We start from the raw sequence: 22,230 nt of genomic DNA on the forward strand, positions 1-22,230 counted from the left end.
TTTATCGTTCGCTCATAGCACGAAGGTTTTCAGTCGTATAAAATCCCGCTTTCATGTGAGGGTTTCCGGCACCATCAACAATCCACTTAATGTCTTTGCCACTTCCGATCGGTGACCCATCTACCAAGTAGCGGCCTTCAGATAAGTTATATTGAGCAAATGCAAGAGAATCGCATGTTCCGGTTTCATACACGGGGATTACGTATCCTTCGCGTACTTTCGAAATATTGCCCTGAGCGTCGTAATCAACAGCACCAAGGAGCGCCCAACTGTCTTCATCTATGTAAAAGGTCCGCTTCGGAGCAGAATGGCGCATGCCTTGTTTTACCGTCGCCTCGACGACCCATACACGGTGTAATTCATAGCGACGCTGTGCGGCGGCGACAAACTCAGGCTGCAATACGTCTTCATGCTTGGCATTGAAGTCGTACATCCCCAAGGCGTTGTAGGGAACCACCATCTCTTTCTTGCCTACGAGTTTCCAGTCGAAACGGTCCAGTAAACCTGAAAACGTGTACGACTCATCAACGTTGTACTGATTTTCGTAGCCAATCTGCGGAGCGTCGTAAGAGTACGTAGGCATGCGACGGGTGCGCCGTTGTCCTGGGAAATAGTAGAAAACCTCCGCCGGTTTATCAGCGCTGCTCGTGTAGGTTGCAGCCTGGCCCGCCAATGCCACAGGGGAGACGTAACTGAAGTACGTCATCGCCTCTACATTGCCTGCGTCCGCAAACTTTGTTCCGTTCTTTATCGCCCACGGCATATAGGTGTATAGATCGGATGTAAGCTTTATCCAATCCGAGCCACCCTTACGCGGTGAAATGGACGTGGTCAGACGGCTTAGTTCCATCCCTACGCCGCGGTAACGCATTTTTGCATTCCACATCGCCTCGGCCCCTGTTTTAGGCTCGAGAAAGGGGACGCCGGGCGTGTAGGCATCGGCCAGGGCCGTGCCATCGGCACTCATCTTTGCAAACCCGAGGTTCTTCTTAGTGTTCTCTGCTACAAAGTCAGGCACGCCACATGTTCGACGTGATGGATACACGGGCATGCTGTAGCCCTTGATACCCTTGACAAGAGCGGCTTGGCCGGGGTTCAGCAGGCCCACATACTTATCAACATTACTGGCATCGACCGTGTACAGCGGCGCATCAGATTTGATGACATGATCCGCGAGGCGGTACGTGCGGACGAGCTAGGTTTTTATTGCTGGGGCACCTCTGAAGCCCACTTCATTGATGGTCCGACCATCTCAGCCCCCGACGCGCTCTATGGCGCTGTTGCAGCGCTTACCAAAGACATCATTATTCGGTACATGGCTGTAACGATCCCCTTCCACAATCCAATTACAGTAGCAGAGCGCCTGGCCACGCTTGACATATTGTCGAAAGGGCGGGCTGAGCTTTGTACGGCGCGCGGTAACAACAAGCTCGTAATGCAAGCATTTGGTGTCAAGCCGTCCGAGACTAGGGATCGGTGGAAAGAGGCCATAACCATTATTGGCCAGGCTTTGACAAAAGGCGTTGTGTCAAACTCTGATGGTCAGTATTGGCCTTTCGAAGAGGTTAAGGTTAACCCGAGGGCGTTGCAAAAACCTTCTCCCCATCTGTTCTCCGTAAGTTCTGGCCCCGAGTCTCACAAATTGGCAGCTGAGTACGGTGTTGGAATTCTTACCTTTGACAATTTTTTCGGGTGGGACTACGTGGACGAATGCATCGGTGCTTACCGCGATTCAATCGGAAGTGCTAAACCCGTGAATGGCCAAGTAAACAATTCTTATGGCTATTATGTACCAATCGTTCATTGCGCAAAAGATCGGGCGACCGCGATGGCGGAAGTACGGATGAGGGCTTACGGCTATGTCCAGTTCATTCTGGATATCTACTTGCCTCTGGCGAAAGAATCTTCATACGAATACTTTGGTGGTATCCAGAAGATTGAGGAATATAAGCGCAATCTTGAGAAGCTTATAGAACTTAGTCCATCCATTATGGTGGGCACGCCTGATGATATTATTGAATCTCTGAAGGCGCTCGAGAGACGCGGAGTGGATGAGGTCATTTTGACTGTTGATGCGATGACCCACGAACAGCACATGCAGACTCTCAATCTTCTGGGAGAGCACGTTCTTCCTCATTTTCATAAGAATTGAGTAGACCCCATCAGGTAAGAAAGTCTCGCGCCTGTTATTGGGGGACCTGGTTGCCACATCGATTTTCGAGTCAAGCTAAAGAGCTGAAATTTCTGGCTGCGTGCGCGTTTGTGTATAGGGTTCGCAGCGCTGTAAGGCAATGAGGTCGATGTGGAGTAAAGCGGTGATGTTATAAGGCGAAACTGGGCAGTTGACGGTCTTGAACAGTGCACGGGTAAGCTTTTATGCCCGAATACTGACTGTCAATGATCTTAAGGGAGCCGTTGTCATATAAAGATCTACCATTAATAGAGCGAGGATAATCCATGTACCAAATTATAGTGCTTTATGGCGTTCCAACGGATTCAGAAGCGTTCGATCAGTATTACAAAGATGTTCATATTCCACTGGTCCAGAAAATGCCGCATCTGAAAAGCTTCTCTGTTAGTGAGGGCCCTATAACCATCATTGGTGGCGGAGGTCCTTACTATCGTATCGCCTTGCTAGGTTATGAAGATCTCAAGTCGTTAGAAGACTCTCAGTACTCGTCTGAGGGGATGAAGGCATCAATGGACGCTGCCAATTTCGCAACCGGGGGCATGACTGCGTTGGTAATGGAAGTCAAAGATAGCCTTCAGTAACGAGCCAGACCGTGACCGCACTGAGCTTCTCTTCGGTGCGGTCATGTATTGGTGACTTTATTGCTGCTGCAATGTCCGATAGCGGTCAAACGTGGATCATGACCTGATGAGGGTTCAACGCGATCGGCGTTCTTGTCTCTAAGCATAAGCAATCACAGGGTGGCGCTATGAAAATCGACGCACATGCAGCCGAACATACTCCGGTCTACCCGGCGAATCTTCGCAGGAGACGTTGTTATCTAGTCATTAGCGGGCATGTGAAGCGGCTAAGCGATGACGGTATGGCGCTGGATCCTCGGAGTGTCGACCTGTCTGATAAAGGAGTTCGTCAGGTCCGAGAGCTCTCGGTGATGATGCAACATGTGGCTTTCGATCGGGCTGTGTGCTCCGATTATTCTTGTGCTCGACAAACCGCAAATATCTTGCTGGACGAGCAGGAAAGCATGCTTGAGCAAGCTAAAGCGTTTAGCGATATAAAAGCAGGTTGCTTCAGTAAAATCACCCCACAGCACCCTGATGACCGAGTATGCCAGGCCTACGAAACCATAGGCGAAGGTGATGGCACATTTTTGGGGGGAGAGCATTGGGACAGCTTTGAAAATCGGGTGCTTGAGCAATTTTTTCGGCTCATTGGCGAGCCAGCATGGAGATCGCTTCTACTCGTCAGCCACGACGCGGTTGGCCGTGTGTTGCTGGCCTGGGCTATGGGTTCAGATCGTCATATCATGAGTTCTCTGAAGCAGGACTCTGCATGCCTCAATATCATTGACCTCGACGTAGTGGGTACTCAGGTATTGAAGCGACTGGTGCGAGGAATCAACATAACGCCCTACGACCTTTGCAAAGTCGCCGACTCACAGACGGTATTGACGGTTAGCTGACCACACCCGCGTTACTTATTGGCGTCCGGTTCAAACTTGGCCCAAGCACCGTTCTAAGGCAAGTAGCCTGCATCACAGCACAGATAAGCTTTGTCCACCTGCGGCTATGTTGCTCAAAGCCGGATATCCTCTGTTCCTTGGATAAGCGCTTCAATGTGCGTGCCCGTCGCGCGTTCTTCGTTGCTGAACCCGTCATAGTCGGCCAAGTTGGCAAGACGAATACAGGCCATTTGCTCGATTTGCAACACGCTGCGGCGGTAGGTTCTGAGTTGGCCAAACACCGAGTCCAACTGATCGAGGTGACGGCTCTGGTCGATCATATAAGCGCTAGCGGAAGGTTTGCCGTCATCCCCCAAATAGGCCACCACTTTCCAGAATGCTTTGGGGATTTTGACACCACGGTAAACACGGTCATCTTCAGCCAGCACCGGGCTTGTAAACACAGTGGCTCGGGCCTTCCAGCGCCGTGTATTGTCGAGAATGTACTCCTCAAGTTCCAACTAGGTCTTCTGGTTGAACGCGCTCATCTGCGGCGAGCAGTTAGTGAAGTGAAAGGTGTCGAGGTTGGCGATGGTCGCTTCTTCGCCCCTATAGGGTCTTGCCTGCGCACCAAATGGCCACGGTCCAGGCCGTTGCTCGCGTAGAGCTCGTTGCCCACCTGGGCGCTCATAGGCACACGACCATCATAGCATTCAGGCTAGGTCATTGATGGCCTTATCAAATCGCGAGCAGGATCAATATTTGACGACTTGCGCTTCTGCTAAGCTCGTATCCATAACGCTTCAAAGAGATGACTGCATGTCCTTCGTTGACGAGTTCGTTGCTGAGATACTGACCCTTCAGATCGCCCTGTATCACTCCCGTGCACGGTTGGAAGCGAGGACTGACAGCGAGGCTTTGCATGACCTCAGAATATCTGTGAGGCGCATCCGGAGCCTACTCCGACCGATGCGTTCGATTAGCGAAGTCATGGCGCTGAATAATGTTGCGGCGGAAGTCGGAAGGCTAACCACGCCGGCGCGCGATCTTGAGGTGTTGATTGAGGAGCTAGAGGAAAGGGGCTTTCCTGACCTTGCGCAGTTCCGCAAAGCGCACTTGGATTATGACTATTCAAAGATTCTAAAAAGCCCGGCCCTCAAGAATCTGTTCACTCAGTTGGATGAGTGGCCTTCAATCTTTCGCTTGGCTGAGATCAACGGCGGTTTGCAGCACGTCCAGTCTCAAATTGAAAAATCACTGACTAAGCAGATCGACCGATTGCATGCGGCGGTAGATGACGCTGAATCTGATCGGCACGAGTTGAGAATCCTGGTCAAGCGAACTCGCTACCTGACAGAGGCTTTTCCCAAGCTGTCACCGCTTTCGGGTAAGGCGGCAAGCTCTCTCAAGGCCCTTCAATCGGCCCTGGGTGCCTGGCACGACCATTATCAGTGGTGTCAAAAAGCATTGGTCGAATCAGATCTACACCAGCTGGAAGAGGTCTGGCGGCGATGCGCCGCGACGGCGCTCGAGAAAGCTGAGGCTCAGTTAGCTGACCTGGAGAAATTGCTGCCAACGTCCTCAGGCAAAAAAAAGCCGCCTAATGTGGCAGCAGAAAAAACAGCAGGCGTTGAATAGACGCAGTATTACGGCTGGAGGGTTACAAAGCGATGACGTTTTTTGATCTGGCAACGAATTCTCTTCAAGACACTTCAGCCATAGGTCTACTTATGCTGATAGGTAAAGGGTGGGCTGCATTTATGCGACCCTCCAGCCTTTTGACGAAGGCTTCGGCTTCGGCATAACTGTGAAACTTAACGCGCCATGCATTCATCCACACGAGCCAGTCTTCGGGCGTCTCTGTCTCTTCGATTTTGATCAGCATCACGAGAATCCTTTCATGAGGTATCGATTCTCAAGCGATACAGAGAATGAGTAACTAGGTTTCATTTGGCGGTTTCTCTCGGTGGTTCAATGCCCTTTCTGACGGACTCGGCATTCAATTCGAGCGTGGTGATACCACCGAGGGCGGTGCTGGAAACGCCGATGGATCCCCTCTGATCTATCCACATTGCTATCGACTCAATGGCGTCGGCAAGCGCGAGTTCGTTTTCGTGGAGGGTTTCAAGTATGTCCGGTAATTGGGGAGGGGCTGACATGTCGACATTTCCTCGGAGTGAACTGGAAGACTAGCAGCGTCAGGTAGGGTGTGCTGAATCATCAACCTATCCCTTGTAGGTGGTGCAGCCGAGAGTAATCGGCCCAAGACGTGTTGGCCACTTCGGACGTGGTACAGTCACTGGGTCTTGTTAGAAAAACGCCATAAATTTGTAGGTAGTGCCATAAAGCGTACTGCCCTTTGGAGACCGTTGTGACCAAGCTTCGTAATTATGATGGTGCCCCTGGGTGCTCTATAGAGGCCGCACTGCACATCATGGGTGGAAAGTGGAAGGGCGTAATCCTTTATCACCTGCTACTGGATGGCACACACCGTTTCAACCAATTGCAGCGACGTCTCACTGGAGTGCCGCCTAGGTTGCTGATCAAGCAGCTTCGGGATATGGAAGAAGACGGTCTCCTAGTGCGAACTGTCTACCCAGTAGTACCGCCCAAGGTCGAATACGCACTTAGTGATGAGGGCCGAAGCCTTGAGCCTTTTATCCTGGGACTATGTGACTGGGGAGATGCGTGGTTGAAGCGTCGGGGCATGACCACTGCCGCTCAGATGAGGGCGGACGAGCAGCCACCTGGCGGAAAGTCCGACATCGCCCCCATGATTAGCTAGAAGCTTAAGGCCAGTTGCTCGGACTCTTGCAGTACGCTTAAGCGTACTATATGCAAATTTTTGCAGTATTTACGTTTTTATTATCTTCGATAGCCTTGTTCAAAACGCGTAGAGAGCAGAAGCACGTGCCCCGCGCATTCTTGAGCAAACTATTGGAGTATCTGAATTTTGGCCGCAAAACTTTTTGAACCCGTAACCATTGGTGGGTTAACACTTCGCAACCGAATTGCAATGTCTCCAATGTGCATGCACTCGGCAAGCGAAGACGGATGCGTCACTGATTTTCATACCGTGCATTACGGTGCTCGAGCATTGGGCGGCGCAGGGCTCGTTTTTTTGGAAACCACAGCCATCCTTTGCAACGGCGTTATTGGCCCCGGCGATATCGGTATCTGGGACGATGCACAAGTTGGGGGGCTGGCAAGGCTGGTGAAAACCATTCAACGCTTTGACGCCAAGGCAGGCTGTCAGCTGGGCCACGCAGGTCGTCAGTTGGGCGTTCCGGGGCCGTCTATTGCCCCATCGGCTATTCCGTTTACCAAGGATTCGCAAGTACCTCAGGCGCTCGACCTATACGGCATCAAAGGCGTCGTTGAGGCATTCCGCCAAGGCGCACGTCGCGCCCGCGAAGCTGATTTCGATGTTGTAGAAGTACATACCGCACATGGCTACCTCCTGAACGAGTTTCTCTCTCCGCTGGCTAACCATCGCACCGACGAATATGGCGGCAGTCACGAGAATCGTTATCGTATCGTCCGAGAAGTAATTGACGCTGTTCGGTCCGAATGGAAAGGCCCGTTGTTTGTCCGTATTTCTTCGACCGATTACACCGAAGGCGGCAATACTCCTGAAGATTTCCTGATCTACGGCAAGTGGATGAAAGAGCAGGGAGTTGACCTCATCGACTGTTCATCGGGTGGCATTGCAATGGTCAAAGTGAACGCTTTTCCTGCCTACCAGGTTCCTGCGGCTGAATTGCTGCGTCGTGAACTGGGCATCATGACGGGGGCGGTGGGCCTGATCGAAAGTGGTCGTCAGGCGGAAGAGATCGTCCAGAACGGTAGGGCAGACATAGTGCTGGTTGGCCGAGATATGTTGCGAGATCCCTTCTGGGCTCGCACTGCCGCCGATGAGTTGCGCACAGCTATCCCTGTGCCTCCGCAATACACCCGCTACGGTTCGGTGTGGCAGCGCAGTCAGCCGCCGTTGCCAGCAGCTCCTTTGACCGAAAACTGATGCGCCTAAAAACATAAAGGCTTGTTAAATTTACCCCTGATGCGCCACGCAGCGTCAGGGGTTTTACGATCCGTTTCTGCTCAGGCGAGGCGGTCAATCTTAGTCTGTTCAGTTTTACTGGGTATAGCGCCATCTTCGAGATCGGGCTCCAGGGATATTCAGTGTTTGAGGCTGTCAGCAATTACAGGCGTACGGATTTTGACGTGTGGGTAAGAAAGTCCATCACAGCTCTGATAGGAACCGAGCGTTTCAAATCGTGGTGAACCACTAGCCAGACGTTTCTTGAAAAGGGTGCGCCGTCATATTCGATGCGTTTCAGTCCTGGTTGTGCATCGCCGAGAAATCTTGGTGATCCAGCAATCCCAGCTCCAGAGCATGCAACCACCAATTGACTACTAACATCGCTTAGCTCACATCCAATTCGACGCTCGCCAGCAATGTTCAGAAGCCACTGTTGTTGCGGCAGATCCACAAATTGTGCGTCGTAAACGATGAATGCCCACCTGTCTGGACTATCAAAGAATGTTTAGTTGGGACTGGCATGCAAGGCATACGGAATATGGCCAATTTTGCGCACAACATCATTGGGTTCTTCGGGACGGGTCAGGCGTAATGCCACCTAGCTTCGCGTCGGCTCAACGATACCTGTTGAGGCTGTGCAGACATCTAAAGTGTGATTTCTGGATATTTGGCCCGGAATTCAGGCAAGCGATGGGCGAGCAAATGGGCTATCAATATCGTTTCCAGCTCAAATCTTCTGATTGTTTTCGCTGTGTCGTCAGTCTTTCCTCACTTGAGCTGCGTTGTGCCGCAGTTGGTCTAGGTAGTCAGCCCATTGTTGAGCCGCCTCCCGGCGCTGTACCAGCAGTTGCGCGCGCGCATACACAGCTCCCAACGCGCCTGGCATACGGTGGGATAACGACAGTTCGAGCACGATGGGGTCTATACCCAAGTGCTCGTGGGCAATGGTCCGGTAGGTAGCGCGAAAGCCGTGGGCAGTGATGTCGTACTCAGGCCAGATACGCTGGAAGGACTTGAGCATGGAGGTAGGATTAATGGGGCGGCCTGGATAGACCGGCGAGACGAACACCCAGCCTTTGCCGTCTTCATCCACCACGCGGGTTTTATGTAGCTCTCGTAACAGGACCAACGCTTGCTCAGGCAGCGGCACGATGTGTTTGCTCTTGTCCAGGTGCTTGGTCTTGCTCACCACATAACGCCAATCGGCGCCCACCAAGTCGACATCTTCCCAGCGCATCTGCACCAGTTCGCCTGGGCGAACCGGCAACATGACCAGCAGCCGCATTGCTGCGGCTACGCTGCCGTCGTTGCAGTCATCAAGCCGTAGAAGAAACCTGCCTAGGTCGGACGGCCTTTCGATCGCCGGGTTGCTGGTCACGATGTGGCGAATCTTCAACTCCTCAATGTTGCTGAGCGCCACGTTGCGCTCCACCCAGCCGCGACCTTCGGCAAATCCCAGAACGGCACGTATGATGGTGCGCACGCGCCGGGCCATGGCCATGGTCCGCTGGCGGCGCAACTCAGTGATGATCGTAGTGATGTGCTCCAACTTGATCTCGCTGATCGGTTTTTTGCCAATGGCAGGCAAGATGTGGTTGTTCAGCGCTCCGGTAAAGCCCGAGATGGATTTGGTCACCAGTTCGGCAGACTTGAATGCCAACCATTGCTCGGCCACGTAAGCGAAGGTGCGCTCTTCATTGAGCAACTGTGCCTCGATCTTGGCGGTCTTGGCCTTGAGCGGAGCGGTGTGGTTAGCCACGTCGCGGCGTGCGCCGCGGGCAATGTCGCGCGCCTCCTTGAGGCTAATGTCGGGGTAAGCGCCGATGGAGAAGCGGTTTTCCTTCCCATGCAGCCGATACTTCAATCGCCAAACCTTGGAAGGAGATTTGCCGACCTTACTCGACGCCCTCACCTCCAAGTAGAGGCCAGGAACTTCGCCATCGGCGTGTTTGCCAGGTTCGGTCAGTGACCGGATCAAGGCATCGCTGAGTTTTCGTTTGAAAACAACCGCATTATCTGGGGGCATCGGTGGGGGCATCCTTTTTAAGGAACCGAAATTTGCCCCCAATTATGCCCCCATGAGTCGTGGAATCCATTGGATTTAGACAGGCGGCTATGGACTTAAATAACCAATAAATTGTTGTTATTAAAAGGTTTTATGGAATTTAGTGGAATTCCGTTACAGGCTATCGGGGTCCCCGAAGAACATCTGAATCCGCGAGCGCAACCAGCGCTCTCCCGGATCGTTGTCCTGCGAGCCACGCCAGGCCATGTGCAATTCGAACGAGCGTACGGGCAACGGCGGGTCTTCTGCGCGCAAACCGCCCGCTGAGGTCAGCGCCTCGGCGGCGTAGTCCGGCACGGTGGCCAGGATATCGGTGCCGGCCAGCAATGTGCCCAGCCCGTTGAACTGCGGCACGGCTAGGACCACGTGGCGTTTGCGGTCGAGTTTTTCCAGCTCTTCATCGATAAACCCGCTCAGGTCGCCGGCGAACGACACCAGGGCGTGGGGGCGGGCGCAGAAATCATCCAGGCTCAGCGAGCCGGGCACGCTGTCGGCGCGCAGCAGTTTCGGCAGGCTGCGGCGCAGGACCTTGCGCTTGGCGTTGGCCGGCAGGTCGGCGGTGTAGCTTACGCCGATGGAAATTTCGCCGGAGGCCAGCAGACCCGGCATCAGGATGTAATTGACCCGGCGCACCACCAGCACGATGCCCGGCGCTTCGGCGCGCAGGCGTTTGAGCAACTGTGGGAGCAGGGCGAATTCGACGTCGTCCGACAAACCGATGCGGAACACGGCCGTACTGGTGGCCGGGTCGAACTCGGCGGCGCGGCTCACGGCGGTGGAAATCGAGTCCAGGGCCGGGGAGAGCAGGGCGAAAATCTCTACAGCGCGGGCGGACGGCTCCATGCTGCGTCCGGTGCGCACAAACAGCGGGTCATCGAACAGTCCACGCAGGCGCGACAACGCCGCACTGATGGCCGGCTGGCCAAGGAACAGCTTCTCGGCAGCACGGGTCACACTGCGCTCATGCATCAAGGTTTCGAATACGATCAAGAGGTTAAGGTCGACACGACGCAGGTCGTTACGGTTCATCTTGTGTCCTGGAAGAGTCAGCGAGCTTGACGAGAGCGGCCACATGTAAACAATGACCGGCATGAATCTTACGGGGAAAGGCTGGTACTCTGCACCGGCTAATTGAGTTTTCCTACAAGATCTGGGGTCCATTCCTCAGTTGCGGAATCAATGACAGGCATGTCGACTATTAACGGCGACCGGTGGTCTTACCTGGAAAGCCCAGATAGAGTTCATGGCATTAGAGGTTACTTTGACGAGGTTTGCGATGTCCCGCACGATCCGTTTTCACAAGTTTGGTCCGGCCGAGGTGCTCAAGTGCGAAGAGCATGTAGCCGCGCTGCCCGCACCGGGCGAAGTGCAGGTGCGTGTCGACGCGATTGGCATCAGTTGGTACGACATTTTGTGGCGCCAGAACCTGGCGTCTTCCCATGCACGTCTGCCATCCGGCCTCGGCCACGAGATGGCCGGGGTGGTTGTAGCCCTCGGCGACGGCGTGGATGACTTGGCGGTGGGCGATAAAGTGGCCAGTTTTCCGGCTGAGAGCCCCAACGATTACCCGGTGTATGGCGAACAGATCGTCCTGCCCCGTTCGGCCCTGACCCGTTACCCGGACGTCTTGAGCCCGATTGAAGCCAGCGTGCACTACACGCCGCTGCTGATTGCCTACTTTGCCTATGTGGACCTGGCGCGGGTCAAACCCGGCCAGTTTGCCCTGGTGACCGACGCCAGCCACTGCGCCGGCCCCTCGTTCGTACAACTGGGCAAAGCCCTGGGTGTGCGGGTGATTGCCGCGACCAAAGACAGCGCAGAGCGTGAGTACCTGCTGTCCCTCGGGGCAGAAAAGGTGATTGTCACCGAAGAACAGGACTTGCTCATGCAGGTCAACAAGTTCACCGACAACCGCGGCGTTGACGTGGTGTTCGATGGCTTGGGCGGCCCGCAGATGTCGTTGCTCGGTGACGTGCTGGCACCACGTGGCAGCCTGGTGCTTTATGGCCTGCAAGGCGGCAACCAGACACCGTTTCCGGCGTGCGCAGCGTTCCAGAAGAACATTCAGTTCTTTGTGCATTGCATCGGCAACTTCACCGGCAAGCCGGAGCTGGGCATCATTCAGGATCAGGTGGCGTTGCAGCGTGCGCTGCGTGATATCAACCAACTGACGGCCGACCGCGTACTGGTGCCGCTGAAAACGACGGTGTTTCCATTCAATCAGTTCGTGGAAGCACACCGCTATATGGACGAATGCCCGTGTCGCGAACGCGTTGCGTTGCAGGTTGAAGCTGTTTGAGGTGTAGGAATATTCGCAAATGAGTCATCCGGGCCCTGGGCGCATGAGACAAATGCGCCATTTAGCAGGGCTTAACCCGCGCGTTGGATGAAACGCGCGCGCGTCTTTCGGTCCTGTAAACGATACCTTTGCCCCTGCCGCCGCCCTGATTTTCAGCGCGGCGTCTTTGTGTGCGCGCTATTGACGCGGCAACGGATAAGTATCTGAACTGGTTTTCGACCGGCTTCTGTATCTGTTAATCATTATTCCAGTCCTGATAATTGAGTCTTCACGTTCAACTCAAGGACCGAGTAATGATTGATACTCTGATACCCCAGCACGGGCTGCCTGCAACTCCCCATGATAATGCAGCAACTGCCTGGACCCGAGGATGCGGGTACTTTCCAGGCGAGCCTCAATCGATAAATCAGCGGAGGTCAAAGTTAGAAGCTTTTTATGTGTCAGATTCATCTTCTAGTTTAAGGATAAATGAGTGTAGGGGGCCGTCAGAGCATTCCTAGGATTGTCGCATTGACGGCCTGGACGCCTCACGCACGGCCTGTTGGCGCAACGGATGCTCCAACTGCGCTCCGGTGCATATTCCATGTCGATTAATTGCACAGTGCTAGTGTTTATTTATCGCGAACACGGTAGCGCGGGCACCCCTTCTTACAGATGCAATAGACCGGACAATACGTCTCGGTAGTTGCTTGAAACTGATATTTCAACTCAGGTAGTAGAGCTATGAGCGCTATTCACGAACAAGCTATGAATTATGTTTATCAGCAAGTACTGCAACGGCTCATTGGGCACTTCAATCGTGCAGAACGTACAGCACTTCAATTGTTGATACAGCGGATTGTGGTTGCCGCTGGCGGTATGGAGCAGGTGGGCGATTACAAGGTGCTGGTGGCCCATGGCGGCGGTGAAGTCAGCAGCTACACCCTGGCGTTGTTGCGTGCCGCGCAATTAAGCATCGCCGGCCGCGCCCCCAGGACGTTCCAACTGCGCGTGGCCACCTTGCGTCACAGCGGCATGACCCAAGGCACGCTCGACACGCTTCACCGCGGCTACAGCCAGTTGTTTTTTCACGACGACCCTCGGGTTGAGCTGCTGATGGTGGAAAACCACCAGGTGCTGCCGTTCAACCACCAGCGCCCGGCCTCCGCCACTGGGCGCGAGGTCAGCCAGCGCAACATGTTGATGATGGGGCATCTGTCCTCCGGTGACGTTCGCGCAACACTGTGCAACGAGACCTATCTGGCCTTGGGCGACTTCTACCAGCGCGTCACCGCCTGGGACGGTGGCGTGCATGCATTGGTCAGCGGCGATTGCGCGCGCAAGCAGGGCCAGTTGCTGGCGTGGCTGAAAAAGACCGCCCAGGCCGCAGGCGTCGAGGTTCCTGCGGGCAGGCCTGCCACGCTCAATGGGCTGTTCGCGCGCATGGATCAGTGGAGTGATGACATTTATCGTGACTTGTACGGCGAGCACTATGTGGCGAAGAGCGACACCAGCCCGGGTGGGCACCGCCACCTCGCGTACATCGGTATCGCCGACCTGCTGGACGGCATTGACCGCGCTTGTGCACCGTTGCTCACCGAGTTCATGGCCTATAACCCGGACCCACTGGGCTTTCATCTGAGTCATCCGACCTTTGCCAATCCGATGTTGATGGCGCACCTGCGAGGCCTGCAAGCCGAGAGCCTGAGGGCGCTGGATTACGAAGCGGGCGTCGAAGGGTTCATGCTGCAGGCAGCGAATTACCTGCGTCGTCGGCAAGTGTGCGAAGCGTTGATCACCCAAGCCGTCAGCCGCGAAGGGCGCGCCATATCGGCCCAGCACGCCCAGCAGTTTTTCGGCCTGGATGAGGGCCAGTTGATCTGCCTGCTGTTTTCGCCCTTTATCCACCACGGTGAGCGGCTGGAAGGTTATTTGCGCCAGTGCCACTCGGGCATGCTGGTGGCCCTGCCGGAACTGCACAAAGTGCTGCAGGGCAAGCCCGCTGCCGAGATGCTGCAGCAATGGGTAACCGACGCCAGCGGGCTGCCGCTGCCGTTGCTTCAGCATCTGTACCGCAAGCGGCCAATGCCCGGCGGCCGCGGCAGTACCGCTCGTGGTTGCCGTCAGGAACGGTCGATAGCCAGTGCCGACATGGCCTTGCAGCTGTCCGGGCGATGACGCTGCGAGGTGTGCGGCAGGTGGATTTCGCCTATCAGGCGGTGTATCGCTACATGATCAACCTGATTGACGAGGTGAGCAGCGATAGCCGGGTAAAGCTGCCGTCTCTGCGCCAGTTATCCCAGCGCCTGAACGTGTCCATTTCCACCATCCAGTACGCCTATTCGCTGCTGGAGAAAGAGGGGCGGGTGTATTCAGTGGCCAAGTCAGGCTACTACGCCTGGCCGCTTGCCGGCGGCACCTCGACGTGGCCAAGCGGGGATTTGCTCGAGCGCCTCTATGTGGCCGCGCGACGCCCGGGCATGGTAGTGCTCAGTGGCGATGAACCTGCCTTGTTGGCATCGCTGGACAGCACGCTGTTGCGCCTGGAGCGGGAGTTGGTGCGCCAGTACCCGCACCACTTGCAGCCCTGGTCCCAGCCATGTGGGGTGTGGGAGCTGCGCGCAGCGCTGGCGGCGCGTTACACCTCGTCGCCGACGCGCTGCTGGCACGCCGACGACGTGTATATCGGTGCCGACCTGCGCGGGGTGCTTGATATCCTCATCGAGGTGCTCGGCCTGCCCGGTTCTACGGTGATTATCGAGTCGCCCTGCGACTGGCTGATCCTGCGCCTGCTGCAGGATGCCGGCATCCGCCTGCTCGAATTGCCCTGGGCGCAGGACGGCAGCCTCGACCTGGTGTCGCTCGAAGGCCTGCTGCGCGACGAGCGCGTGAGCCTGGTGCTGCTCTCATCGACGGTCAGCCAGCCTTCCGGCGTGGCGATGGCCCTGCGCGATCGCCTCAAGGTGGCGCAATTGCTCGACCAGCATGGGTGCTGGCTGTTGGAGAACGACACGTGCGGGGAGTTGAGTTTCAAACCGCCCCACACGGCCTTGCGCGATCTGGTGAACCCGGAGCGGCTGATGGTGTTTTCCTCCTTCGAGAAAATTCTCGGCCCAGAAGCGCCGTATGGCTACGCGCTGTCCCGGCACATGAGCAGCCAATTGCAGCGCCAGTTTCTGCTGCGCTCGTTCCGGTTGTCGTCAATTCGCCAACGCGCGATTGCCCGCCTGTATCAGAGCGGGCAAATTGATCAGCACCTGCGTACCCTGCGTCAGTTGCTGCGTGAGCAAGCCGGCGCAATGAGCCTGCTGCTCGACCAGCATTTGGGCGATCAAGTGACTTATCGCATGCCTGCCGGCGGCGCTACGTTCTGGTTGGGTTCGACCCAGGCAGTGGATATGCGCCAGGTGTTCCAGTGTTTGCTGGCCCGGCAAGTGGTGGTGGCACCCGGCGAGTTGTTCAGTGTCGGCGGCCTGCACCATCAGCACATGCGTTTGAGCCATACCTTTCATGGGCAGCCCAACCTGGACGTTGCGCTGGCGGCGCTGGCTGATGCCCTGCGCCAGGCACAAACGGGCTAGATGCGTGAAATTTCTCTGAGTTTTGTAGGATCGATACCGTCGCGTAGTAGTCCAACTCTCAGTAAACTGTCGTTTTTTCCAAATCCTTCTTTTCGAGGTTCATGCATGACTATCAGTCCTTTTGCGGGCAAGCCGGCGCCAGCTCAGTTGCTGGTGGATATCCCGCGACTGGTCACGGCCTACTACACAGGCCAGCCTGATGCAGCGATCTCCACCCAGCGCGTGGCTTTTGGTACCTCCGGCCACCGCGGCAGCTCGTTTGAGCTGAGCTTCAACGAGTGGCACGTACTCGCCATCAGCCAGGCCATCTGTTTGTATCGCGAAGCCCAAGGCATCAATGGTCCTTTGTTCGTCGGCCTGGATACTCATGCGCTGTCGACGCCGGCCGGTGCCAGCGCGCTGGAAGTCCTGGCGGCCAACGGCGTGCACGTGATGCTGGCCGAGGGCGATGAATACACGCCGACCCCGGCCATTTCCCACGCCATCATCTGCTACAACCGCGGCCGCACCACGGGCCTGGCCGACGGCATCGTTATCACGCCGTCGCACAACCCGCCGCAAAGCGGCGGCTACAAGTACAACCCGCCCAATGGCGGCCCAGCCGATACCCACGTCACCAAGTGGATCGAAGCCAAGGCCAATGAACTGCTGGCCAACAAACTCGCCGGGGTCAAGCGCATCACCCACGCCCAGGCGCTCAAGGCCGATACCACGCACCGCCATGATTACCTCAACAGCTACGTGGCCGACCTGGTCAACGTGATCGACATGGACGCCATCCGCAGCGCCGATTTGCGCCTGGGCGTCGATCCTCTGGGCGGAGCAGGGGTGCGCTACTGGTCGGCGATTGCCGAGCACTACCGCTTGAACCTGGACGTGGTGAACACTGAAGTCGATTCCACCTTCCGCTTCATGAGCGTCGACTGGGACGGCCAGATCCGTATGGACCCGTCCTCCAGCTATGCGATGCAAGGCTTGATCGGCCTCAAGGAGCGGTTCGACGTGGCCTTCGCCTGCGACCCGGACCACGATCGACACGGCATCGTCACGCCGTCCGGCGGCCTGTTGGCACCGAACAATTATCTGGCCGTGTCCATCGATTACCTGTTTCAGAACCGCCCGGACTGGCGCGCCGATGCAGCCGTGGGCAAGACCGTGGTCAGCAGTGGCTTGATCGACCGCGTGGCCGCACGTATCGGCCGTCGTCTGTACGAAGTGCCCGTAGGCTTCAAATGGTTTGCCGATGGCCTGTTTGAAGGCTCTCTGGGTTTTGGCGGCGAAGAGAGCGCCGGCGCCTCGTTCCTGCGCAAGGATGGCACTGTGTGGAGCACCGACAAGGATGGCTTGATTCCGGCCCTGCTGGCGGCGGAAATGACCTCGCGCAAAGGCCAGGACCCAAGCCAGATCTACCGTGGCCTGACCGATGCGCTGGGCGAGCCCTTCGCGATCCGCGTCGACGCCAAGGCCACCCCGGCGCAGAAAGCCTTGCTGGGCAAACTGTCGCCGGAACAGGTCACGTCCACGCAATTGGCCGGGGAAAGCATCCAGCAGATCCTCAGCCATGCGCCGGGCAATAACCAGGCGATTGGCGGTTTGAAGGTGATGACCGAAAACGGCTGGTTTGCCGCGCGCCCATCGGGCACCGAGGACATCTACAAGATCTACGCCGAGAGCTTTGTGGGCGAGGATCACCTCAAGCAACTGGTAGAAGAAGCGCAGGTGCTGGTCGACGGCGCAATCAGCCAGTAATCACGCCATCTCGGCTGTGGGAGGGAGTTGCTCCCTCCCACATGCTCAGGTTAACGAAAGTCCCTTCAAGCCAGATCGACCAGCACGATCTCGCTGTCCTCGAGCGCCGTCACCCGCAGCAGTTGCTCATCCTCAACCGCCACGCCGTCTCGCGCTTGCGCACGCAAGCCATTGACTTCAATCACGCCCGTCGCCGGCACCAGGTACGCGCGGCGCCCGCTGTCCAGTCGATACTCGGCACTTTCGCCCGCTTTCAGGTTGGCCGCTACCAGACGTGCATCAGCGCGGATGCGCAGGCTTTCGCTGTCACCGGCCTTGCCGCTGGCCAGGGTCACAAAGCCCTCGCGATCTCCCTGGGGAAAGGGTTTAGCGCCCCATGAAGGCGGCAAGCCGGCTTCGTTTGGAATAATCCAGATCTGGAAAATCTTGGTCGGGGTGGCCTCCAGGTTGTATTCGCTGTGGGCAATCCCGGTGCCGGCACTCATCACCTGCACATCGCCGGCCTCGGTGCGGCCCTTGTTGCCCAGGTTGTCGGCGTGGCTGATGGCGCCTTCGCGCACGTAGGTGATGATTTCCATGTCGCGGTGCGGGTGCTGCGGGAAACCCGTGCCCGGCGCGATAATGTCGTCGTTCCATACCCGCAGGTTGCCCCAGTGCATGCGCTTGGGGTCGTGGTATTGGGCGAATGAAAAGTGGTGATGGGCGTCAAGCCAGCCATGATGGGCGCCGCCCAGCGTGTTGAAAGGTCGAAGTTCGAGCATGAGAGTCTCCTGTTGATGGGGACCATGATCCAGCAGTGCATGATCGATAAAAAGCGTAAAAATTGCTGGATTCTCATCCAATAATTCGATTGGTTACAGGCGTTTCAACTTTCACTTCATCGCCTAACTGCATGACGTCAAAGCAATTGGCTGGAACTGAGCGCCGATTCCGGCGACCATGGCGCCTTCGCCAAAACCAACCTCATCGCTGGAGTCCGCGTGCCGCAACAAACGCCTGATTTGCCCCCTGAGCTTCGTCCTCTGGCAGAAATGCCGCTGCTGAAACGGCTGGCCGCCCGCTTGTTTGGCCACGGCCTGACGCGTCTACGTGCGCAGCATCGGTTTTCCTGGCTGCACGGCCAGGCTGACGGATTTCGCAGCGGGCACGAAGCCGGTGTGGAATATGGCTATCGCGAAGGCAAGGCTGACGGAATAGAAGAGGGCCGCCAGGTATTGCTGATCCGTGACTTCCGGCCCGAAGAGCACAAGGCGCCAGGCGTGGATGACAGCCTGTTCGACGACTGGCGGCTGCCGCTCAGCGCCGACGTGAAGAAGCGCATGAAGGCGGATGTGGCGCGCTTACTGCCAGCCCATGCACAGCCGAGCAGCGCGCAATGGAAAATGATCTTCAGCGACACGCCTTCGACGTCGGTGATCGCCGGTGCGGGCGCCGGTAAGTCCACCTCGCTGGTGCTGCGGATCCTGTTGCTTACCCATTACCTGGGCTTTGAACTGAGCTCGATGACCGTGGTGACGTTCACCCGCGAGTCGCGCAAGGACTTCATCAACAAGCTCATGGAAATTCTCAGCCTGTGGGGCCAACCCCTTGGCAGCAAAGAAGCCCAGGCCGTGGTGCGTACCTTTCACTCGCGCATCTTGCCGATGGTACGCAGCTTGCCTGGCTTTGAAGGGCTGCAGGCGTTCGAAAACCTCAGCAGTGGTGTCGAGGACGCGGACAGCAACCCATTCGACCTGCGCATCGGCGATGCCCAGCGCCAACAGATGAATGCCTGCTACCACCGGCTGCACGGCCGGCACGAGCGTTTCCGTGAACTGATTGCACCCTTGGCCCGTCATGGCCTGCAGCTCAAGGAGCTGGAGCGCGACCATCCGGATGTGCAAAAGCGCATCGCCGTCACCGAGTTGGCCGCCAAGCGTGATGAAGAACTGTGCGATGTCATCGAAGACCTGTGGTTTCGTGCGGGCGCATGGCCGATCAAGGGCATTGAGCCGAGCCGTCAGACGTTTGAGATCAATGGCGCGCAGTTTCACTGTCACGGCTATATTCCCCAGTTGGACGCCTGGGTGGTGCTGGGCTTCGATTCACGCGAAAACGCCCAGATCAGCCGGCCGAATTCGAAGCTTTCGGTACGTGCCGAGTGGGCAGTAAAGCGCACCCTGTTTCAAGCTTTCTGTCGTAAGCCTATGATTTGGCTCGATAGTTACGAATCTTCCAAGCGGCTATTAAGCAGCTTGGCCGGCGATGCTACCGCAGGGCCGGGCTTCGATTACAAGGTCAAGGGCGAACTCGCCTCGGCGCCACTGCTGGACAGCTTTGTCATGGCTGCCGGGTTCATCGAGAACCTCGGCCTGGACGTGCCGACTGCCGTGGGCCAGATGAGCTTTGCCAAGGACGATCCCGACCGCTTGTTTTTTGAAGCCTTGAGCATCTTCTGGAAAGCCCTGGAAGATCACTTGCTCGACCAATCGCCGCCGATCATGACCTACAACCGGATGTTTTCGCTGTTCGGCGAAAATACCCCGGAAAATCTCAAGCTGCTCAGCGATCCGTTGCTGCGGCCGATGTCGCACTTGATGATCGACGAGTTTCAGGACGTGTCACCGCAGATCGTGTCGTGGATTCGCGCCAGCCTGCGGGAAATCCGTAGTCGCGGCCCGGCGATGCACGTGGGCCGAGGCGCACAGCGCTCATCCTTGCTGTGTGTCGGCGATGACTGGCAGTCGATTTATGGCTGGCGCGGCAGTTCGCCCCAATACTTCATGGCATTCAACACCGAATTCCCGTCGCCGAGCACCACCCGCGTGATGCTGAGTGAGAACTACCGCAGCCACCAGCACATCATCGACGCCGCCGAGCACATTGTGCGCGCCGCCCCTGCAATCCCGGGCAAGAAAGCCAAGGCCAGTGGGGAGCCCAAGGCATTGGTACCCGTGACGGTGCTTGAGCGCGACGACGCTGCATTGGGTCGGCAGTTGCTGGCGCACTACCAAAGAGGCGAATCGGTGTTAATGCTTTATCGAAAAAGTAGCGATAAGTTATTGATTCAAGAGTATATTCAGCCTGTAGTTAATGCTGATTCTAGCTTGCCGCTGCCGGCCCGCAGGCTGAGACAGCTGACTTACCATAGCGCCAAAGGACTACAGGCCGATGCGGTATTTCTACTCGGTGATTGCCAGCATGTGACCAGTTCGCCTTACAAGAATCAGGTCTACCGCATGGCTGGCCTGGGCAAGGCTGGTGACAGCGAACCGTATGACTCTGCCCAAAAAGACGAAGTGCTGCGCCTGGCCTATGTCGGGATCACCCGCGCGGTAAGCCATTGCTATTGGTTCGTGGAAAAGCCGGAAGGCCAGGGCGTGAATGTGCCCAGGGCTTCGGAACGGGTAGATGGCAACAAAGCGTTTTTCGACGATCAGCGCGGCCAGTGAGTGCAACGTGATGTGGGAAGGCGCCAGCCGTTCCCACATTAGCTACACGTCGCTTGATAACCTGAGATCAGGCCCGCAAGGACAGCGGCGGCACAAAACACTCCAGCTCATCTTCGACCGCTTCGATGATGCGCTCTACATCGGCGGCATTCATCACGGTGGCACAGGGAATGCCGGCAATCGCGATCAACGTTTCGCCGCTGCTGCGATCAAACAGGCGGGCGACCATGCTGCCGGGGGCGTCCATGCTCCCCTCAAAGCCCATCGGGTGAAAATGCCAGCGCATCAGCTGGCAAGCGTTGGGAAAGGTCACTTTATTCATGTTGCCCACCTTCTTCATTGAGCGCTTCCTTTAGCTCGCGGCAGGGGCCATGACCGTCACTGGCCAGGGCATCGAAGACGTTCAAAATAACATCCGTTCGCAAGCGCAAGGTGACTTTTTTAGGCCCGTTGGGCAGTTCTTTTTCAATAACTTGATGTGGGTCATGTCCTACTACAAACTAGGCAAAAGGCCAGTATTCAGAAGCGCCAATTGACCATTGAAGGCTGCCCTGAAATTCGGCACTCTCCAGGGTTTACCCGCAACAGAGCCGCCCATGCCGCAGACCGCCCCGGACGATGATTGCCAACACACCCAAGACACGGGCGATCTGGTGCTGCGTCACCATCTGTGCTGGCGCCATCGTGATCTGGATGGCGTGATGTCCTATTACCATCCGGACATCCAGTACCACGACTTCTTCCAGAACCGCGTCATCGCCTACGCCGAACTGCGTGAATACCTGCAAGCCAGCATGCCGCGTGGCGCCGATGAAGCCATTGAGCACACCGACCGCATTCGTGCCGACGGCGACACCGCGTTCATCCAGTACCGCATCACCTTGCGGGGCGGCCAGGGCCTGGTGTCGTTTCGCACCAGCGAGGCCATCACCGTGCGCGACGGGCTGATCTGGCGGGTCAACGAATACGCGTCACTGGTGCACGAACAGCCGACCCAGGCCATGCGCCCCACGGTCAGCCGCCTGGGCTTGTCGCCCCAGCAATTGGGGCACATGGCCAATGACCTGCAACACTATTTCGAACTCAAGCAACCCTATCTGGACCCGGAACTGGACCTGCAACGGGTTGCCAAGGAATGCGGCTACAGTCGCAATCAGATTTCCTACCTGTTGAACCAGGTGCTGGGGCAGAGCTTCTATCGCTACGTCAACCAGGCACGGCTTCAACACTTGCTGGCGGCGCTGGATAACGCCGTGCCACCGATCAAAGTCGATGACCTGGCATTCGCCGCCGGTTTCAATTCGCTGTCAGCCTTCTACAGTGCCTTTCGCCAGCACACCGGCCAGTCGCCCAAGGCCTACGTCAAACAAATTTCTCTGCGTGCACGCGCGCAAGACAGCCCATAACACCGCGCTCTAGGATCCAGCCTATCGAAACGAGGTAGGGGAGCTT

20 protein-coding genes and 1 pseudogene are annotated in these 22,230 nt (G+C 56.8%); 12 read left to right on the forward strand and 9 right to left on the reverse strand.

Annotation, left to right across the window (positions count from 1 at the left end):
- Nucleotide 1: 1 nt before the first annotated feature.
- Nucleotides 2–1,108 (reverse strand): DUF1329 domain-containing protein, encoded by a 1,107-nt coding sequence (locus AC19YS_RS15605; protein ID WP_231740685.1) that lies wholly within the window; start codon nucleotides 1,106–1,108, stop codon nucleotides 2–4.
- On the opposite strand from AC19YS_RS15605, the gene AC19YS_RS15610 reads away from it, so the two are divergent.
- The 3 genes from AC19YS_RS15610 to AC19YS_RS15620 all read left to right on the forward strand — a co-directional run bounded on the left by AC19YS_RS15610 (nucleotide 1,085) and on the right by AC19YS_RS15620 (nucleotide 3,653).
- Nucleotides 1,085–2,152, forward strand: a complete 1,068-nt coding sequence (locus AC19YS_RS15610) for an LLM class flavin-dependent oxidoreductase (RefSeq protein ID WP_078468115.1) — start codon at nucleotides 1,085–1,087, stop codon at nucleotides 2,150–2,152. The two genes, AC19YS_RS15605 and AC19YS_RS15610, sit on opposite strands and share 24 nt — an antisense overlap.
- A 305-nt stretch (nucleotides 2,153–2,457) precedes the next feature.
- Entirely contained in the window at nucleotides 2,458–2,772 is a 315-nt protein-coding gene (locus AC19YS_RS15615) for an EthD family reductase (protein ID WP_054895773.1), read from the forward strand.
- Between the two features lie 167 nt (nucleotides 2,773–2,939).
- Nucleotides 2,940–3,653 carry a histidine phosphatase family protein gene (locus tag AC19YS_RS15620; RefSeq protein WP_070413569.1) on the forward strand — a complete coding sequence of 238 codons (714 nt, stop codon included), beginning with the start codon at nucleotides 2,940–2,942 and terminating at the stop codon, nucleotides 3,651–3,653.
- Between the two features lie 113 nt (nucleotides 3,654–3,766).
- Here AC19YS_RS15620 and AC19YS_RS15625 read toward each other — a convergent pair.
- Nucleotides 3,767–4,341, reverse strand: a pseudogene (locus tag AC19YS_RS15625) (DNA/RNA non-specific endonuclease); the annotation flags it as partial.
- A gap of 110 nt (nucleotides 4,342–4,451) precedes the next feature.
- On the opposite strand from AC19YS_RS15625, the gene AC19YS_RS15630 reads away from it, so the two are divergent.
- Complete coding sequence (locus AC19YS_RS15630) at nucleotides 4,452–5,270, forward strand: CHAD domain-containing protein (RefSeq protein WP_070413570.1); 819 nt, start codon at nucleotides 4,452–4,454, stop codon at nucleotides 5,268–5,270.
- A 64-nt stretch (nucleotides 5,271–5,334) separates the two neighbouring features.
- Here AC19YS_RS15630 and AC19YS_RS15635 read toward each other — a convergent pair whose 3' ends face one another.
- Together AC19YS_RS15635 and AC19YS_RS15640 are read right to left on the reverse strand one after the other, a co-directional pair.
- Nucleotides 5,335–5,517 carry a hypothetical protein gene (locus AC19YS_RS15635; RefSeq protein ID WP_070413571.1) on the reverse strand — a complete coding sequence of 61 codons (183 nt, stop codon included), beginning with the start codon at nucleotides 5,515–5,517 and terminating at the stop codon, nucleotides 5,335–5,337.
- A 61-nt stretch (nucleotides 5,518–5,578) separates the two neighbouring features.
- Nucleotides 5,579–5,791: a hypothetical protein gene (locus tag AC19YS_RS15640; RefSeq protein WP_070413572.1), complete on the reverse strand. Its 213-nt coding sequence runs from the start codon at nucleotides 5,789–5,791 to the stop codon at nucleotides 5,579–5,581.
- 275 nt (nucleotides 5,792–6,066) lie between these two features.
- Here AC19YS_RS15640 and AC19YS_RS15645 point away from each other — a divergent pair, with 275 nt between their 5' ends.
- Both AC19YS_RS15645 and namA read left to right on the forward strand, forming a co-directional pair.
- The gene (locus AC19YS_RS15645; protein ID WP_153332835.1) at nucleotides 6,067–6,417 is read left to right on the forward strand and encodes a winged helix-turn-helix transcriptional regulator; all 351 of its coding nucleotides are present in this window, start codon (nucleotides 6,067–6,069) and stop codon (nucleotides 6,415–6,417) included.
- Nucleotides 6,418–6,585: 168 nt separating this feature from the next.
- Nucleotides 6,586–7,653 carry an NADPH dehydrogenase NamA gene (gene namA / locus AC19YS_RS15650; protein ID WP_070413574.1) on the forward strand — a complete coding sequence of 356 codons (1,068 nt, stop codon included), beginning with the start codon at nucleotides 6,586–6,588 and terminating at the stop codon, nucleotides 7,651–7,653.
- 181 nt (nucleotides 7,654–7,834) lie between these two features.
- Here namA and AC19YS_RS15655 read toward each other — a convergent pair whose 3' ends face one another.
- From AC19YS_RS15655 to AC19YS_RS15665, 3 genes are all read right to left on the reverse strand, one after another.
- On the reverse strand, nucleotides 7,835–8,125 hold the full coding sequence (locus AC19YS_RS15655) for a LysR substrate-binding domain-containing protein (protein ID WP_153425704.1): 291 nt from the start codon (nucleotides 8,123–8,125) through the stop codon (nucleotides 7,835–7,837).
- A 306-nt stretch (nucleotides 8,126–8,431) separates the two neighbouring features.
- The gene (locus AC19YS_RS15660; RefSeq protein WP_070413575.1) at nucleotides 8,432–9,700 is read right to left on the reverse strand and encodes a tyrosine-type recombinase/integrase; all 1,269 of its coding nucleotides are present in this window, start codon (nucleotides 9,698–9,700) and stop codon (nucleotides 8,432–8,434) included.
- Between the two features lie 153 nt (nucleotides 9,701–9,853).
- Nucleotides 9,854–10,768 carry a LysR family transcriptional regulator gene (locus AC19YS_RS15665; RefSeq protein WP_028616088.1) on the reverse strand — a complete coding sequence of 305 codons (915 nt, stop codon included), beginning with the start codon at nucleotides 10,766–10,768 and terminating at the stop codon, nucleotides 9,854–9,856.
- Between the two features lie 247 nt (nucleotides 10,769–11,015).
- On the opposite strand from AC19YS_RS15665, the gene AC19YS_RS15670 reads away from it, so the two are divergent.
- From AC19YS_RS15670 to pgm, 4 genes are all read left to right on the forward strand, one after another.
- Nucleotides 11,016–12,038 (forward strand): zinc-dependent alcohol dehydrogenase family protein, encoded by a 1,023-nt coding sequence (locus AC19YS_RS15670; RefSeq protein ID WP_106578091.1) that lies wholly within the window; start codon nucleotides 11,016–11,018, stop codon nucleotides 12,036–12,038.
- Nucleotides 12,039–12,761: 723 nt separating this feature from the next.
- Nucleotides 12,762–14,195 carry a hypothetical protein gene (locus tag AC19YS_RS15675; RefSeq protein WP_500602196.1) on the forward strand — a complete coding sequence of 478 codons (1,434 nt, stop codon included), beginning with the start codon at nucleotides 12,762–12,764 and terminating at the stop codon, nucleotides 14,193–14,195.
- A complete protein-coding gene (locus AC19YS_RS15680; protein ID WP_106578093.1) occupies nucleotides 14,192–15,598 on the forward strand; it encodes an aminotransferase-like domain-containing protein in 1,407 nt (468 codons plus the stop codon). Before AC19YS_RS15675 ends, AC19YS_RS15680 begins: the two co-directional genes overlap by 4 nt.
- Before the next feature lie 105 nt (nucleotides 15,599–15,703).
- On the forward strand, nucleotides 15,704–17,347 hold the full coding sequence (gene pgm, locus AC19YS_RS15685; protein ID WP_106578094.1) for a phosphoglucomutase (alpha-D-glucose-1,6-bisphosphate-dependent): 1,644 nt from the start codon (nucleotides 15,704–15,706) through the stop codon (nucleotides 17,345–17,347).
- A gap of 65 nt (nucleotides 17,348–17,412) precedes the next feature.
- Here pgm and AC19YS_RS15690 read toward each other — a convergent pair whose 3' ends face one another.
- The gene (locus tag AC19YS_RS15690) at nucleotides 17,413–18,108 is read right to left on the reverse strand and encodes a pirin family protein (protein WP_124417418.1); all 696 of its coding nucleotides are present in this window, start codon (nucleotides 18,106–18,108) and stop codon (nucleotides 17,413–17,415) included.
- 219 nt (nucleotides 18,109–18,327) lie between these two features.
- On the opposite strand from AC19YS_RS15690, the gene AC19YS_RS15695 reads away from it, so the two are divergent.
- On the forward strand, nucleotides 18,328–20,778 hold the full coding sequence (locus AC19YS_RS15695) for a UvrD-helicase domain-containing protein (protein ID WP_500602197.1): 2,451 nt from the start codon (nucleotides 18,328–18,330) through the stop codon (nucleotides 20,776–20,778).
- A gap of 67 nt (nucleotides 20,779–20,845) precedes the next feature.
- Here AC19YS_RS15695 and AC19YS_RS15700 read toward each other — a convergent pair whose 3' ends face one another.
- On the reverse strand, nucleotides 20,846–21,118 hold the full coding sequence (locus tag AC19YS_RS15700) for a DUF1652 domain-containing protein (protein ID WP_106578097.1): 273 nt from the start codon (nucleotides 21,116–21,118) through the stop codon (nucleotides 20,846–20,848).
- A gap of 256 nt (nucleotides 21,119–21,374) precedes the next feature.
- Here AC19YS_RS15700 and AC19YS_RS15705 point away from each other — a divergent pair, with 256 nt between their 5' ends.
- Nucleotides 21,375–22,184: a helix-turn-helix transcriptional regulator gene (locus AC19YS_RS15705; RefSeq protein ID WP_500602198.1), complete on the forward strand. Its 810-nt coding sequence runs from the start codon at nucleotides 21,375–21,377 to the stop codon at nucleotides 22,182–22,184.
- Nucleotides 22,185–22,230 lie beyond the last annotated feature (46 nt).

This window comes from Pseudomonas sp. MF08831, assembly GCF_059862645.1.

Excerpts from the sequence above, each read along its gene's own strand:
- AC19YS_RS15615 (WP_054895773.1), top strand. The coding sequence starts at position 2,458 with ATGTACCAAATTATAGTGCTTTATGGCGTTCCAACGGATTCAGAAGCG.
- AC19YS_RS15620 (WP_070413569.1), top strand. The coding sequence starts at position 2,940 with ATGAAAATCGACGCACATGCAGCCGAACATACTCCGGTCTACCCGGCG.
- AC19YS_RS15630 (WP_070413570.1), top strand. The coding sequence starts at position 4,452 with ATGTCCTTCGTTGACGAGTTCGTTGCTGAGATACTGACCCTTCAGATC.
- AC19YS_RS15635 (WP_070413571.1), bottom strand. The coding sequence starts at position 5,517 with ATGCTGATCAAAATCGAAGAGACAGAGACGCCCGAAGACTGGCTCGTG.
- AC19YS_RS15640 (WP_070413572.1), bottom strand. The coding sequence starts at position 5,791 with ATGTCAGCCCCTCCCCAATTACCGGACATACTTGAAACCCTCCACGAA.
- AC19YS_RS15645 (WP_153332835.1), top strand. The coding sequence starts at position 6,067 with ATGGGTGGAAAGTGGAAGGGCGTAATCCTTTATCACCTGCTACTGGAT.
- AC19YS_RS15660 (WP_070413575.1), bottom strand. The coding sequence starts at position 9,700 with ATGCCCCCAGATAATGCGGTTGTTTTCAAACGAAAACTCAGCGATGCC.
- AC19YS_RS15665 (WP_028616088.1), bottom strand. The coding sequence starts at position 10,768 with ATGAACCGTAACGACCTGCGTCGTGTCGACCTTAACCTCTTGATCGTA.
- AC19YS_RS15670 (WP_106578091.1), top strand. The coding sequence starts at position 11,016 with ATGTCCCGCACGATCCGTTTTCACAAGTTTGGTCCGGCCGAGGTGCTC.
- AC19YS_RS15675 (WP_500602196.1), top strand. The coding sequence starts at position 12,762 with ATGAGCGCTATTCACGAACAAGCTATGAATTATGTTTATCAGCAAGTA.
- AC19YS_RS15680 (WP_106578093.1), top strand. The coding sequence starts at position 14,192 with ATGACGCTGCGAGGTGTGCGGCAGGTGGATTTCGCCTATCAGGCGGTG.
- pgm (WP_106578094.1), top strand. The coding sequence starts at position 15,704 with ATGACTATCAGTCCTTTTGCGGGCAAGCCGGCGCCAGCTCAGTTGCTG.
- AC19YS_RS15690 (WP_124417418.1), bottom strand. The coding sequence starts at position 18,108 with ATGCTCGAACTTCGACCTTTCAACACGCTGGGCGGCGCCCATCATGGC.
- AC19YS_RS15700 (WP_106578097.1), bottom strand. The coding sequence starts at position 21,118 with ATGAAGAAGGTGGGCAACATGAATAAAGTGACCTTTCCCAACGCTTGC.
- AC19YS_RS15705 (WP_500602198.1), top strand. The coding sequence starts at position 21,375 with ATGCCGCAGACCGCCCCGGACGATGATTGCCAACACACCCAAGACACG.